We start from the raw sequence: 15,591 nt of genomic DNA, 5'->3' as shown, positions 1-15,591 counted from the left end.
ACCTTAGTGCACCGTGCTGTTATCAAGTGTTTAACAATTTGTTTGTCTAGTGTAGTTTGGCTGGGTGTATACAGGTTGATTGGGGAATATCTTGCTGGCGTGGTTGTCTGTTGATACTTGGTGGATCAGCGTTATATCGATTGCCTATTTGGCTGTGCTGTTTATTGTCGCCCAGTGGGGGCAAAATCAGGCGATAGATCAATGGCGTAAACGGCCTTGGGTGTACAGTTTATCCTTGGGGGTGTGTTGTACTTCGTGGGCGTTTTACGGCACGGTTGGGCAAGCGGCGACCACGGGTGCTTGGTTAGCGCCCATCTACATAGGTTCGATAATCTGCCTAGTATTGGCGTGGCCTATGTTGATGCGCACATTGCAGATCATCAAAAGCCAAAACCTGACCTCGATTGCCGACTTTATCGCCTGCCGCTTCGACCGCTCGCCTAAAATCGCCGCCAGTGTTGCCATGGTGTCGCTCTTTGGCACTATTCCCTATATCGCGCTGCAACTGAGGGCGATAAGCACCAGCTTCGATCTTTTAACGGGCACCTTTCAATCTGGGATAAGCACGGCGTTTATCGTTACTATCGTGTTGATTATCTTTAGTATCTTATTCGGTACACGGCAGCTTTCGGCCAGTAAACAAAATCAAGGTTTGGTACTGGCGATAGCCTTTAGCTCTATCGTAAAACTGTTTGCGCTCACCACGGTTGGGTTGTTCGCGACGTTTTATGTGTTTGATGGTTTTAGTGATTTGCTCGCTCGAGGTCAGCATTTGCCGCCGAGTTCTGAGGGCAATTCACTCTATTTTGTGCTGTCACAAATTCTGCTGGGCGCCATTACCATCTATGCGCTGCCACAGGAATTCCACATGATGATGATTGAAAATCATCATGCCAAAGAGTTAAAAGCCGCCCGTTGGATGGTGCCCCTGTATCTGTTGCTGATTAATGCCTTTGTATTGCCTATCGCGCTTGCGGGGCAGATTAGCTTTCCCGGCGGCAGTGTCGATGCCGACACCTATGTGCTGACCTTACCACTCTTCTATCAGCAGGCTTGGCTGGGGGTCTTGGTGTATATTGGCGGCCTTGCGGCGGCAACCGCCATGGTGATCGTGGCGGCGATTGTACTCAGTACCATGATTTCAACCGAGATTTTAACTCCATTGCTGCTGAGGTTGCCGAAATTTAGCTCGCAGCAGACGCCACAGCTCGCGGGGATATTGCTCAATTTACGGCGGATATCGATAGCGGCGATTCTGCTATCGGCCTTTGCCTTCGAGCGTTATATCGATCAGCAGAATCACTTGGCCAGCATTGGCTTATTATCCTTTGTGCTACTGTCGCAGTTCTTTCCCGCCGCCGTAGGGGCGCTCTATTGGCGCCGCGCCACCACTCAAGGTGCCTTTTGGGGCATGTTGATGGGCAGTTTAGTCTGGCTTTATACCTTGCTGCTGCCCGCGACCTTCCCCGATGCTCTCTGGGTCACTCAAGGGTTGTTGAATATTCCATGGCTAACCCCAACCGCGCTATTTGGTCTAACAGGGCTGGATAATATCAGCCACGGCCTACTGTATAGTTTGCTTGCGAACGTCGGTTGTTTTGTGCTGATTTCGTTGCTGAAAGAGCAGAGTGTGGGGGAAGTGCTTCAAGCCGATGTGTTTGTTAACCGCAAACAGGTGGCGCTGGAACGGCACCTCTCGGTTGAGGATCTGGCGAGCCTATTACACCGCTTTATCAATAAGGAAGAGGCCGACGCCCTGCTGGCTAGGGCGAAAATGCTTGGTTCTGAATTGCAATTAGCCACACGGCGCGAGGAGCTGGTGGATTACACCCGCCTTAAGTTGTCGGGGGTGTTAGGGTCTGCCTCGACGCGGATGGTGATGAATGCCGCCTCACGCTCGCAGCAGGTGCCGCTGGAGGATGTGGTCAGCATAGTCGATGAGGCCAACCAGATCTTCGAGTTTAACCGCGAACTGCTGCAATCTGGGGTCGAAAATATCGAACAGGGCATTAGCGTGGTCGATGCCGATATGCGTTTGGTTGCATGGAACAAACGTTATATTGAGTTGCTTGATTATCCTAAAGATTTGGTAAAAGCTGGCATACCGATAGAGAAGCTGCTGAGGTTTAATATCGAGCGTGGCATTATTGTAGGCGATGAGGCCCATGAGCTGGTGGAAAAGCGCCTTGCCCATATGCGTAGCGGTAGTCCACATCATTTTCTGCGCACTATGCTTGATGGCAAGGTGCTGGAGATCCGTGGTCAAGCCATGCCAGGTGGTGGCTTTGTCAGTACTTTTACCGATATTACCGACCATATTCAGGCCGAAAAAGCCCTGCAACTGGCCAACGAAACCCTCGAAAAGCGGGTCGAAAGCCGCACAAGGGAGCTCGCTAAAGCCAAGGCCGAAGCAGAGGCGGCCAATAGCAGTAAGACGCGGTTTTTAGCGGCGGCGAGCCACGATTTAATGCAGCCCTTTAACGCACTTACCCTGTTTACCGAGATGCTCAAACAGCGGGTGACTTCGACCGAACTCAAGGATCTGGCCACCCATATTGAAGCCTCCTTAAATGTGGTGGAGAGCCTGTTATCCGATCTGGTGGAAATCTCCCGTCTCGATAGCAGCAGCCTTAAAACTGAGCAGAGCCAGTTTGCGCTCAACGATTTACTCTCGACCTTAGTGAATGAATTTAAAGTGCTTTCCGCCGAGCAGGGCATCGATTTTTCCTATCAGTTTTCCTCCTGCCTAGTGCAAAGCGACCAACGTTTACTGCGACGGATTATTCAAAACTTCCTCTCCAATGCGTTCCATTATTCCCCGGCTGGCGCGGTGAATCGGCAAACGCCGCTGCCGCTCAATGCCAGCGCGGCTCTGCCTAAGCTATCACAAGCCGATTTTGTGCCTAAGGTGCTGCTGGGGGTGAGGCGACTCGAACATAGCCTGCTTATCCAAGTGTGGGACAATGGCCCGGGCATACCTCAAGATAAACAGCAGGCGATTTTCGGTGAGTTTGAGCGCCTCGAACAAACGCGGGAGATCCCGGGGCTTGGGCTGGGGCTGGCGATTTGCGATCGCATCGCTAAGTTACTCGGGCTTAAGATTAGCTTGCACTCCGAGGTTGGTAAGGGCACCTGTTTTAGTGTTGAAGTGCCGCGCGTCTTCGCTCAGGCCAAACCTAGTAATGTGGTTAAACTACGCAGCGAAGAGGAAGGCGCAAACGATAGCTTTAATATCAGCGTGTTAGTCATAGATAACGATGAGTTAATGCTAAAGGCCATCTCCTCATTGTTGTTAGGCTGGGGCTGCCATGTACTTACGGCCCGGGATAAAGCCAGTGCCGAGCAGCAACTGGCGCAGCAGGTGTTGCCGAAGCTTATCATTGCCGATTACCACTTAGATGATGACCAAAACGGTGTCGATCTGGTGCAAAGCTTGCTCACTCATCCTGTGTTTAGTAGTCAGCGTCCGACCTGCATTATCTGCTCGGCAGATCCGTCTGAGTCCGTGCGGCAACACACCAGCAGCGCACAGTTCAGTTTTGTGCGTAAACCCGTTAAGGCCACCGCCTTAAAACGATTGATTAAGCAATTGTCATAACTCGGGACTCGGTGCGTATGGCTTAATAAATACGAATAAAAACAGTGGCTCAGTGCCACTGTTTTTCTTGAGGTTTGGATTCTGCGGGCATAGTTTAGTTAGGCGCTGATCTGCGGTTTATCGTTGCTGGTTATCATCAGCTGTTGGAAGACTAAGCCCGCCTGAGTGCGGTTGTAGACTTCGAGTTTAACCAGTATCGCCGACACGTGTTTTTTAACCGTGGTCTCTTTAATATCAAGGTCATAGGCGATCTGTTTGTTTAAGCGTCCATTGGCAATGCTGGCCAGCACTGTGTATTGTTGTGGGGTTAATTGTGCCAGTTGCTTCGCTAAACGTTGATGCTCGGCAGCGGTTTGCTGATCGATATTGATATCCGTGTGTTCCGGTAGCCAGACTTCTCCTTCGAGTACAGTGGCAATTGCGGTAGAGATCTGGGTTAAGCTGGCGGATTTGGGGATAAACGCACTGGCGCCAAAGTTAATGGCCTTACGGATAATCTCGGGTTGATCATCGGAGGACACCATGATCACTGCGATATCGGGAAAATGATTCTGTAGTAGGGTTAAGCCGGTAAAGCCCTCATTGCCGGGCATGTGTAAATCGAGAAAGATCAGTTCAATATCAGGATTATTCTCAACGATAGTAATTAATTCTTGAAAGTTTTCCGCTTCCAATACTTCCGCTGTATTCACATTCTTGAGAACAGCTTGCGTTAAGGCTGTACGAAATAATGGATGATCATCAGCAATCGCCACTTTTATCTGAGACATAATCCGTTCCCTTTATTTTTTAACCCAGTTTAATCCTATTGGAAATTAATGCTAGATAATATTTAAAGCCGTTAAATTAATAACCGACTCATGGGAGTCGGTTATTATTATGCGTCAATAACATTATATTCTAGAAATTATAGCCAACGGTGAGAGAGATTGTCTCTGGATCGCCATAATAACCAATTAATGTATTGTCACCGCCTAAACCTGGAATATATCCGCCATTACCATCTGGGGTGACGAAGGCATAGTTACCGACCAGATATTCTTCGTTAGTGACGTTTTTCCAATGCAGACCCGCATGCCAATGGCCGTCGTTGCTGTACCAGTTTAAGCCGAGGTTTAGCAGACCATAACCGTCTTGGCTCAACAGGTTATTTACTACAGCTAAGTCATAGTCGCTGCGATAGTAGTAGTTACCGTTGGCCACAAAGCTGCCGATATCCGTGTCTATATTGTAGCTAAATCCAACGTTTGCCGTGGTATCTGGGGTGTTGGTGATAGTGTAAGTATCGCTGATGTCGATGCGGTTTCCATCACTATCGTAGGAGATCACTTCCTCGAAGCTGGCATCGATTAAGCCTAGAGTCGCGAACAGATTCAATGACTCAGTCGCAGCGTATTCCACTTCGAGTTCTAGACCCGTGGCGGTTGATTTACCAATGTTGCCTAGACGTTGGTTAAGATCGGACGCGTTTTCACCGGGTAATACGGTCACGAACTGTCTGTCTTTATGGTCTAAGTAGAAGGCGGTTGCGTTAACTCGCAGTCTGTCAAACCATTCACTCTTCATACCCAGTTCATAGGAATCAACAACTTCTGGGTCTACTGCGGGTTCAGGACCCGTTGCCCTTGGGTTAAAGGTGCCCGACTTAAAGCCCTGTGAATAGCTGGTAAAGAGCATCATATCGTCGCTGAGTTGGTACTCTAAACCTAAGCGTGGATTGAGTTTCGACCAGGTTTCTTCATCATCTAATACCTTAGGAATACTGGCGTTGATGGCATCTTCATCGCGAACATATCCTGGTACCCAGCCTGTTTCGGGGTAAAGCGTCGTAAACATGATGCCGTTATAGACAGTGGCATCTTTCGTTTCGCGGGTATAACGCAAACCGGCGGTCATCGACAATTTATCTGTGATGTCGTAAGTGCCTTGAGCGTAGGCGGCATAGCTTTCACTGTTGTTGCAACCACGAACTTCACGCGTTAGACCACCGTAAGCTTTGTAATATTCATACAGGATGGAATCGAACATCCCGCAGGAATCGCCTTTAAAGTAATAAAGGCCTGATACGAGTTTCAAATTATCGCCGTCGTAGTTAGCTTGGAATTCCTGGCTGAATTGCTCGTCATCATAGATAGCAGGAACGTCCAAAATACGCAGACTGGTGTTGTCAAAGTCGATGTTGGTGGGCGAATAGCTCTCACGTGATGAGGTGACTGATTTCAGTGTCCAGTCATCGTTCAAGCCGTATTCAATGGTCAGTCCCCAACCTTCGGTTTCCACCTTGTTCCAAGTTGGCATGCTGGTGTAAGAGTCGTATTTGCTGTCTGGTACTGGGGCATCGGTCAGGACACTGGGGAGCATACGGTAGCCGCCCTTTGAATTCGACTCATCTTTGGTCTTGTCGTAGTTGAGGCGCATAAACAGGTTGTCGGTTGGCGTGTATTCTAAGCTCACACGCCCCGCCATAACATCTTTGTTATAGTTTTCAGTATCTTGACCTGGTATCGCTGAGGTAATGAAGTCACCATAACCATCGCGATTTAAGCTTGCGAAGGCGCCACCAATATACAGCTTGTCATCAATTAAAGGTAATTGACCCGCTATCTTGTAGTCTTGCTGGTTGTAGCTGCCGACGGTGGCATTGAGGTTTAACTCAGCGTCACCGCTCATCTTCTTAGTCACGTATTTGACCGCGCCGCCGATGGTATTTTTACCATAGAGGGTGCCCTGTGGGCCGCGCAGTACTTCGATACGTTGCACATCGAGGATATCGAGCACCGCGCCCTGTGGGCGGGCGATATACACATCGTCGATATAGATACCGACGCCGGGCTCATAACCCCAGAGCGGATCTTCCTGACCTACACCGCGAATAAAGGCCGTGAGGGTAGAGTTAGTGCCGCGACTGGATTGCAGCGTGGTGTTGGGTGAAAATTGCTGGATTTCAGTCATCACGCTGATGCCATTTTCCGCTAAATCGTCAGCACTGACCGAAGTCACTGCAACTGGTACGTTTTGCAGGCTCTCAATGGACTTACGGGCGGTGACTTCAATGCGTTCTAAGGTGGCTTGCTTCTCCCCGGTGCTATTTTCATCCTCAGCAACAGCATATTGTGCTGCCAATGCAGATGAGATAGCTAAAGCAATGCAACTCATTTTGATAGTATTCTGTTTCATACAGATTTCCCGTTGTAGTATTTATTTTTTAAAGGTTGGTACTTACTACTATTTTTCTGATTCACATTGACTCTATAGCAATTATTTAAAATTTAAATCGGTACTATAGTAGTATGTGTTTTTAACTCATTGTTTTTATTTTTATACCGATACGTTGAATATCGATACTCAGGGTTTATTTATTATTAAACCCTATATTCCCCAAAGATTGATTATTTCCGGCATGCTGCTGATAGGTGCTTTTAGTAAAAAGTCTCCCGTGTTGCCGCCATTTTTAATATCTGGATTAACGGCAATGCCATGGCCCATATTATTTATTTCGACTAACGAAATAAGGTTATTGCCACTCGTATCGGACCAAGTGCTAACACTATAGTCGGCATATTGTTCGACTCTTGGTGTTTTATTCGCTTGGGTCAGTGCGACCCACTGGGCCGAGAGTTGTTTGGCATTTTCAGGATTCACCACCACATCGTTTTGCCCAGTCCACACGGTTAAGGCCGGCCAGTGTTGTTGGTTTGGATGCACTTTTTTGGCAAAACTCACCAGTTCTTCAACAGACTCTGCTGGGCCCTTTTTCATGCAGGAAATGGCTTTGGTCAGGTTGTCAGCGCAGGGGTAAGGCAGGCCTGCGATCACCGCGCCTGCGGTGAATAAATCGGGATAATTCACCAGTGCGGCGCTGGCCATGGCGCCACCGGCGGACAGTCCAATCACATAGACGCGCTTCGCGCCGGATTGGGATTGGGCTTTGGCTATCATGTTTTTCAGCGATAGCATCTCGCCGCTATCCACCTGAGTATCCTGCGCTGAAAACCAGTTATAACAACGCTTTACATTGTTCTCAAAACTCTGTTGTGGCACAAGTAGGCTAAACTTTTTCTCTTGGGCGAGGGCGGTTAAACCGCTATTGTTGGCCAGTTCCACGCCATCCTGCACACAGCCGTGCAGCAGCACGACGAGCGCACCTTGGCTTGGGCCTTCGGGCGATAAATAGGAGGCGGTTAACTCACCGGGATTGGCGCCAAATTCGCTAAGTGCCTGATACTCACTTTGGGCATAGGCGGGGGTGAATAACAGTGCGCTGAGGCAAGTAGCGATGAGTGTCAATTTGCGCATAGGAGTGCTTCCAAGTTCATGATAGTGAGAACTTGCTGAATTTTGCGGCGCCTGACAATGGCACTTTAGTTCCAGAGCCTGATTACCCCTTTATGTGCGCAGGTACAAATTCGTCAGGTAAAACTCGAATATACCCGTCAACAAGGCCTAACTGCGAATGTGCATCCGAGGTTGGCGGTGTATTTGACTCTCCTAGATTGTCCCTAGCACCTGTATCTAGGCATCTTACGCGCAAATCTGTCAGGTTCAGTCTGATGGTGGCGTGGATATTTTGATGGGCGAAGTAGTCATTGCGCATTCAAACTCAACCATAGGCGCCTGAACTTCGCGCTGCCTGTGATGGGCGGTTTCATGTTCATTCACTTTATTCCTTGGGGTTCCATTTTCTGGGCAGTAACCTTCCAGTTATTTTTCTCGCTCCAAAGCGTACTCACCAGTACAGTTTTCCCATCTTTCTCCCCTTCGATGAGTTACACGATGAAGAAAACGATGATTACGCTGGCAGCGCTGGGCACTTTGGCACTGGGCGGTTGGAAATACTGGCAGGAACAACAATGGGTCACAACCGACAATGCGTATGTCAAAGCAGACGTAACGCTGGTTTCCCCAGAAGTCAGCGGCCGAGTCACCAAGCTGTTTGTACGCGACAACCAGTGGGTGAACGCTGGCGATCCACTGTTTCAGATTGATGATCAGGACTATCAGGCGAACGTCAACATCTCTCAGGCGGCCATTGCGGTTGCTCAGTCTGCGCTGGCCAACAATGCCTCACGCATGCAGTTGCAAAAAGTCAGCATTGAACAGGCCAAAACGGCGATAGAAGCCGCGAGCGCCAATGCACAATTTCAACATTCCGAACGCCAGCGCTTTCAGAAACTTTTGCGCTCAGCATCGGTAAGCCAGACCGCCTTTGATAACCAGAACACCAAAGCGATCAACGCGCAAGCGACGCTGAAAAATGCTCATTTGGCCCTTGATGCCGCCCATCAGCAGCTCAATACGCTGGCCGCTGAACGCGAACAACTTAGCGCTCAGCTCAATCAGGCGCAGTCCAAACTGGCTTTGAATACCATTGCGTTGCAGCGCACCGTAGTCAAAGCGCCGGTGGACGGTTTCATCGCCAATCGCCAGGTGCAAGAGGGCAAGTTTGTGCAGCCGGGCATGGGGACCATCACTCTGGTGCCAGAAACTGTGTGGCTGAACGCCAACTTTAAAGAGACGCAACTCAGTCACCTAATCGCAGGTCAGGCAGTTCATGTGCGAATCGATATGTACCCCGATATTGTGCTCGAAGGCCGGGTTGACTCGATCACGCCTGCTACTGGTGCTCAGTTCAGCATGATTCCGCCGCAAAACGCAACGGGAAACTTCGTTAAGGTGGTACAGCGCGTGCCCGTCAAAATCACCCTGACACTGCCTGAATCACTCAAAGGCCGAGTTTATCCCGGCTTATCTGCGGTGGTCAGTATCGCGCTCGGCCAATAAGGTAGCAGGAGAATGACCATGCAACGCAAAGGTTGGCTCATCGCCCTCATTCTGCTGGCCATGTTACCCGTAGGGATCAGCTCGGCACTGTTCAAAGCTCTCGCCGCAGAGATGGCCGCCAGCAACGGATTATCCGGTGATGAACTGAGTTACCTCAATATCGCGTTTTCCGCTGCGCAGCTGGTCGCGTTGCTGGCCGCCCCGTTTATTGTTCGCCACTTCACGGTCACTCGCACCTTGCGCGCCAGCTTGCTAATGGCCGCTCTGTGCCAACTGGTTTTCGCCTTTGCCCACCAGTCGCCCTGGCTGCATGGCGCAACTTGGGTCGTCTTGGGCTTCTGCGTCAGTGCCATCACGCTGACGATTAACCTGCTGATTTTGGATCAATACGGCTATCGCGCCATGACACTTTTCACTGCGTTGGTGCTGACTTGCTCAACCCTGCTGCCGCTGGGCGGATACCCTTGGTTCTTAACCTGGCTGGTCACGCAGGTCGAGTGGCAGTGGCTTGCTTATCCGCTCGCCGGGTCATTGTTACTGTCTGCTGCCATCAGTACAAAATTTTCCATTCGTCATCCCTTCGCCCGAACTAAAAAATCGCACTTTCTCGCTTATGCATGCAGCGCATTGGCGCTCACGTTGCTGGTTTACCTGTTGATGCGTGGCAGCTATTACAACTGGTTTGATTATCCGGGATTTGAATATGCGATGTTGGGCGTGATTGTCATTGCGCTGCTGGCCATGTTGTTTATGCAGGCCAGCCAGAACAGCGGCCATACCAGCAGCCGCACACTGCTGACCAACCTGCACAACAATGTCTTTATGTATAACGGCTTTCTTGCCGGATTCGGCGTCACCGCCAGTGGCGCCCTGATGATGCTGTTTCTCACCAATGTGTTGCACTACAGCCATGAAACTGCTGGACAGATACAACTGCCTTCGTTGCTTGCCATGATTGTCGGCATGATGATCAGTGTCGCAGCCAGCAATCAACGGCGCTTTCCAAGTGACATCATTACGCCCATCGGTGTTGTTTTGCTGGTGATCTCGGTGGTGATGTTCAGCCGATTACCCGCGTATGTCGGGCCGGATCAAGTGCTGCTGCCCATCTGCTTGCGTGGCTTAGGGGTCGGCTTACTCAATGTCTCGGTGACCATCGCCATGTTGGCCCATTTTCGTCCCGAGCAACGCCCCGAAGGCATCAGCGTGTTCTATGTCTGCCGCACATTGGGGGGCTTATTGGGTTCGGCGCTGTTTACCCGCTTGCTGCAGATAACACGCACCGAATCTATGACTGACCTCACTCGTGATATCGGTGCCGAATCGGCCGCATTTTACGCCCACTCGACCCAGCAACTGCTGTTATCGCAAGGGCATCTGCCCTCGGCGCCAATCAGCGCATCATTGATGCAACAAACCATCAGCCAGCAAGTGATTGTCTCTGCGCTGGGCAATACCTTTCTGTGGTTTGTTGTGGCGGTTGCGCTGATGGCCCCGGTGATCCTGATTGGGAAGAAGATGGTGGAAAAGCAGGCGAAAGCCGGTTAACAACCCGGCCATCGGGTGTCACATCAACAGGTGTTTCTGCGCTTCCGAGGCAAAATGGCTGCTGAGGTAATCAATCAGCAGCCGCACCCGGCGCGGAATGTGCTGACGATCGTGATAAACCAGATTAATCGGCACACGCCGACGGTGTTGCTGGTTAAACAACGGCACCAACTGTTGGTCCTTCATGGCTTGCGCCAGTTGAATGTCTGGTAACAACGCAACACCAAAGCCCTGCGTGGCCAAGGTCAGTGCCATCTCCGGTGAATCGACGACCGTCATATTTGCCCGCCCAAGGTCGAGCTTACGCGTCGGGGATTCAAACCACCAGAACTTGTACTCATCCTGCGACATCTCACGGAAGATCAGTCGGTGTTGTAACAGATCCTCCGGCATTTGCGGCGTGCCAAATTCAGCTAAGTAATCCGGACTGGCGTAGTAGTCGGCGTACATCGCACCAATCTGCTGCGCCACCAGATTGCTGATCACTGGCTGACCAAGCTGCACCAACAGATCAAAGCGGCGTTTGGGAATGGTGCGCTCCACCACTTCCTGAGCATGCAGTTCCAACTCAATTTGCGGGTATAGACGGCAGAACTCTCGCAGTAACTGACCCAAACATTTGACCATCGGCGATACACACAAAAGGCGTATTTTCCCCGCCATTTCCTGTCCGTATGCCGACATTTCCTGATCCAACACCTCGACGTGAGTCAACACATCACGACTATGAGCATGAAAGATTTCGCCCGCTTCGGTCAGGGTAAAATGCCGTGCGCTGCGATTGATCAGTTTCACATTGTAATGTTCTTCCAGCTCTTTGATTTTGCGACTGACGCTTGATTTGGGCAGCGAGAGAAAATCCGCCGCCTGCGTAATACCGCCCAGTTGCACCACGTGCTGAAACAACGACAGTGAGTCCAGTTTCAACATGCGAGTACTCCTGATGCATCGCTGACAGTTTGATGACGGTGGGAGTGAAGAAAGTGCTCAACCACCCGCTCGATATGCAGGTGAACCTGAGCTTTGTCTGGCTGAGATAGGCCAAACAGCGCGGTAGTGGCTTCTAGTACGTTGGTTTGTTTTTTCAGAGTTGAAGGGCGCATTGCGTAGTTCCCAAGCTGTACTAGGTTGTGCGATTTTGTAAAGTATAGCGCTTGGCTGTTGATAAATCAGCGAAAAAAGATGCCTTCATCAAGATCAATGATGCGCTATTAGTGTCATCCCCAGTGCGTTGTGGTGGATGCCAATAAAGCTGCCTGACAATTCCCATCACAAATAACTTAAGCTCATTTGCGGGAATTGTTACGGCCGTGTTCTCTGTTTCAAACTTCTACACAGATATTTGCAAATCTTTACCTGATATCGACATTTCCTTCGTCTACTGCGCAGAGCTAACTCTATATACTGATTGCACTATTTTTCCTCCCGCAAGATGCACGCTTGCGCCCATTGGCATTGATGGACACTTAGATTCAGATGAAAAAATCCTCAAAGCGTAAACTGATATTGATCTTAAGCGGTTTAGTCCTCCTCGGGGGCGGCGCTTATTTTCTGCTGCATAAACCCGAGGCGGCCCCAAGCTATGTGACTGAACCCGTTAGGCGCGGCGACATTGAAAACTTGGTGCTCGCCAATGGTATGTTGCAGGCCTCCAAGTTGGTGAGTGTGGGCGCGCAGGTCTCGGGGCAAATTCAGAGTTTGCCTGTGGACCTTGGCCAAGAGGTGAAGAAGGGCGACCTTATCGCGCAAATCGACAGCCTTGCTCAGCAAAACAACCTGCAAAATGCGCTGGCCTCCCTTAAAAGCATCAATGCTCAATACCGCGCTAAGCAGGCGCAAATACGTCAGGCAAAACTCGAATACACCCGTCAGCAGGAAATGCTCGCCGATAAAGCTAGCTCCCGCGCAGACTTTGAAGCCGCCGAAGCCACGCTGACGGTTTATCAAGCCGAGCTTGAGCAGTTACAGGCGCAAAAACAACAGGCTGAGATTAATGTCGATAGTGCCAGAATCGATTTAGGTTATACCAAGATCACCGCGCCCATGGATGGCACGGTCGTTTACTCTGCGGTTGAAGTGGGCCAAACCGTTAACGCCAATCAAACTACGCCAACCATAGTCGAGATGGCACAGCTCGATACCATGACGGTCAAGGCACAGATCTCCGAGGCGGATATCGTCAATGTGCATCCGGGGCAGGCGGTGTACTTTACGATTCTAGGTCGTCCCAACCATCCATATCGCGGCACCCTAAGGGCGATTGAACCCGGTCCCACCTCCATGGATGGTGACGATAGCAATATGAGTTCCAGCGATTCGGACGCCATCTACTACCACGGCTTATTCGATGTCGAAAACCCCGACCATACCCTACGTATTGGCATGACGGCGCAGATCTCGATTGTGCTCGCCAAAGCCGATGATGCGTTGTTAGTGCCATCACAGGTGCTACGAGCTAAACCGCGGGATAAAGCGGCATCGGCAAGCGATCGCAAATCCCGTGGGCCGCAGTATCAAGTGCCAGTGCTGGTAAATAACCAAGTGCAATATGTGGATGTGACCGTCGGTATTAATAACAAAATCAATGCCGAAATCCTGTCTGGCCTGAACGAAGGCGACCAAGTGGTGCTCGGAATGCCCGCCGACGGTTCGACCATGAAGTTCCGTGGCCCACCAATGAGGTTTTAAGCGTGAGTAAGCCATTACTGGAAGTGTCAGCTTGCTACCGTAGTTTTCAGGCGGGTGAGCAACAACTGACTGTACTCAAAGATATAAATCTTTCCATCGCCCGTGGTGAGATGGTGGCGATTGTCGGCGCCTCGGGTTCGGGTAAGTCGACCCTGATGAATATCTTGGGCTGTTTAGATAAACCCTCAAAGGGCTCGTACTTTATCGATGGCCAAGATACCTCGCAGATGGATGTGGATGAACTGGCAAAGCTGAGGCGCGAGCATTTTGGCTTTATTTTCCAGCGATATCATTTGCTTGGCGATCTTAATGCTGTGGGTAACGTCGAAGTGCCCGCCGTGTATGCGGGTAAAGATCGCTTAGAGCGTCGGGAGCGGGCGGAAAGCTTGTTATCGCGCTTGGGTTTAGGTGAGCGCCTAGACCATAAGCCGAATCAGCTCAGCGGCGGCCAGCAGCAAAGGGTGAGTGTGGCGCGGGCGCTGATGAATGGCGGCGATGTGATCCTCGCCGACGAACCAACGGGGGCCTTAGATAGTCACAGCGGCGAAGAGATGATGCGGCTGTTACAGGAGCTGCACCGTGAGGGCCAGACCATCATTATCGTGACCCACGATATGCACGTGGCCCAGCATGCCGACCGCATTATCGAGATTAAGGACGGGGTGATTATCAGCGATGAGCCTAATCCCGCCTCAAATATTGCGCCTGCGCCTAAGATCGAAGTGATCCCCGTCAAGACTAAGGCACGCGCCCGCGTGGCGGCATGGGACAGATATGCCGAAGCCCTGAAAATGGCGCTGCTGGCGATGTCGACCCATAGATTGCGCACCTTTTTAACTATGCTCGGGATTATTATCGGTATCGCCTCCGTGGTGTCTGTGGTGGCGCTGGGAGAAGGCTCGCAGCGGGAGATCTTAAAGAGTATTAGTTCAATGGGCACCAATACCATAGACATTCGCCCCGGCTCAGGCTTTGGTGATAGGCGCTCGGCAAGGGTGCGAACTTTGACCGCAAGCGATGCTAATGCACTGAAAAACTTGCCCTATGTCGATAGCGTCACCCCTAGCATTGGCTCGAGTGCGACTGTGCGTTATGGCAATAAGGCGGTCACGGCGACTGTGAATGGCGTAGGGCCAGAGTTCTTCCGTGTTCGAGGCTATGAGCTTGCCCAAGGACAGTTTTGGGACGATGACAGTGTTAATGCGTTAGCCCAAGATGCGGTGATCGACGAGAACACCCGTAAACAGCTGTTCCCTAACAGTAGCGGCGCTATGAATTCTGCCATCGGGGAAGTCATCTTCCTCGGGGATTTACCGGTGCGGATTATTGGTGTGACTCAGCCTAAGGAAAGCGCCTTTGGTAATAGTGATGCCCTCAATGTGTGGGTGCCATACACGACAGTTTCTGGCCGTATGGTAGGCAAAAAATACTTAGATGGGATTACCGTGCGACTCGATGAGTCGGTGCCGAGCAATGCGGCGGAGCAGGGCATTATTAGTCTGCTGAAGATGCGCCACGGCACGCAGGATTTCTTCACCATTAACACGGATACCATTCGCCAGAATATCGAGAAAACCACCGCGACCATGACGCTATTAATCTCGGCGATTGCGGTGATATCCCTCGTAGTGGGCGGCATAGGGGTGATGAATATCATGCTAGTGTCGGTGACCGAGCGCACCCGCGAGATTGGCGTTCGCATGGCGGTCGGGGCGCGCCAGAGCGATATTCTGCGGCAGTTTTTAATTGAGGCCGTGTTGGTTTGTTTGTGTGGCGGCGCGCTTGGGGTGGCCTTGGCCTATCTGATTGGCGTGGTGTTTGCCCAAGCGGGAGGCAGTTTCCAGATGATTTATTCGACGACTTCTATTGTTGCCGCCTTCGCCTGCTCTACCTTAATCGGGGTGTTGTTTGGCTTCCTGCCCGCTCGTAATGCGGCGCGTTTAGACCCTGTTGATGCCCTAGCGAGAGAGTAACTG

The 15,591-nt window shown here is 50.9% G+C and carries 10 protein-coding genes; 5 read left to right on the top strand and 5 right to left on the bottom strand.

The features are described 5' to 3' along the window. Positions 1-79: 79 nt before the first annotated feature. A complete protein-coding gene (locus M0415_RS13775; RefSeq protein ID WP_249560494.1) occupies positions 80-3,598 on the top strand; it encodes a hybrid sensor histidine kinase/response regulator in 3,519 nt (1,172 codons plus the stop codon). 98 nt (positions 3,599-3,696) lie between these two features. On the opposite strand, the gene M0415_RS13770 is transcribed toward M0415_RS13775, so the two are convergent. The 3 genes from M0415_RS13770 to M0415_RS13760 form a co-directional block, all read right to left on the bottom strand. Next, complete coding sequence (locus M0415_RS13770) at positions 3,697-4,368, bottom strand: response regulator transcription factor (RefSeq protein ID WP_086902804.1); 672 nt, start codon at positions 4,366-4,368, stop codon at positions 3,697-3,699. Between the two features lie 130 nt (positions 4,369-4,498). Continuing rightward, positions 4,499-6,775, bottom strand: a complete 2,277-nt coding sequence (locus tag M0415_RS13765; protein ID WP_249556201.1) for a TonB-dependent receptor — start codon at positions 6,773-6,775, stop codon at positions 4,499-4,501. A gap of 192 nt (positions 6,776-6,967) precedes the next feature. Beyond that, on the bottom strand, positions 6,968-7,894 hold the full coding sequence (locus M0415_RS13760; RefSeq protein WP_249556200.1) for an extracellular catalytic domain type 1 short-chain-length polyhydroxyalkanoate depolymerase: 927 nt from the start codon (positions 7,892-7,894) through the stop codon (positions 6,968-6,970). A gap of 351 nt (positions 7,895-8,245) precedes the next feature. Between M0415_RS13760 and M0415_RS13755 the strand changes: the two genes are divergently transcribed. Together M0415_RS13755 and M0415_RS13750 are read left to right on the top strand one after the other, a co-directional pair. After that, complete coding sequence (locus M0415_RS13755) at positions 8,246-9,379, top strand: HlyD family secretion protein (RefSeq protein WP_249556199.1); 1,134 nt, start codon at positions 8,246-8,248, stop codon at positions 9,377-9,379. Between the two features lie 18 nt (positions 9,380-9,397). Beyond that, positions 9,398-10,927 carry an MFS transporter gene (locus tag M0415_RS13750; RefSeq protein WP_249556198.1) on the top strand — a complete coding sequence of 510 codons (1,530 nt, stop codon included), beginning with the start codon at positions 9,398-9,400 and terminating at the stop codon, positions 10,925-10,927. A gap of 18 nt (positions 10,928-10,945) precedes the next feature. On the opposite strand, the gene M0415_RS13745 is transcribed toward M0415_RS13750, so the two are convergent. Together M0415_RS13745 and M0415_RS13740 are read right to left on the bottom strand one after the other, a co-directional pair. Then, on the bottom strand, positions 10,946-11,857 hold the full coding sequence (locus M0415_RS13745) for a LysR family transcriptional regulator (RefSeq protein ID WP_088210190.1): 912 nt from the start codon (positions 11,855-11,857) through the stop codon (positions 10,946-10,948). Then, the gene (locus tag M0415_RS13740) at positions 11,851-12,030 is read right to left on the bottom strand and encodes a hypothetical protein (protein WP_249556197.1); all 180 of its coding nucleotides are present in this window, start codon (positions 12,028-12,030) and stop codon (positions 11,851-11,853) included. The genes M0415_RS13745 and M0415_RS13740 overlap by 7 nt, the downstream gene beginning before the upstream one ends. Positions 12,031-12,403: 373 nt before the next feature. Here M0415_RS13740 and M0415_RS13735 point away from each other — a divergent pair, with 373 nt between their 5' ends. After that, on the top strand, positions 12,404-13,615 hold the full coding sequence (locus tag M0415_RS13735) for an efflux RND transporter periplasmic adaptor subunit (RefSeq protein WP_249556196.1): 1,212 nt from the start codon (positions 12,404-12,406) through the stop codon (positions 13,613-13,615). A gap of 2 nt (positions 13,616-13,617) precedes the next feature. Further along, the gene (locus M0415_RS13730) at positions 13,618-15,588 is read left to right on the top strand and encodes a MacB family efflux pump subunit (protein WP_249556195.1); all 1,971 of its coding nucleotides are present in this window, start codon (positions 13,618-13,620) and stop codon (positions 15,586-15,588) included. Positions 15,589-15,591: the final 3 nt, after the last annotated feature.

It is taken from the genome of Shewanella sp. 10B, from assembly GCF_023475885.1.
In the GTDB taxonomy this organism is placed as follows: Bacteria; Pseudomonadota; Gammaproteobacteria; order Enterobacterales; family Shewanellaceae; genus Shewanella; species Shewanella mangrovisoli.
Note: the sequence above shows the minus strand (reverse complement) of the source record. Positions and strands in the feature narration are given on the sequence as shown.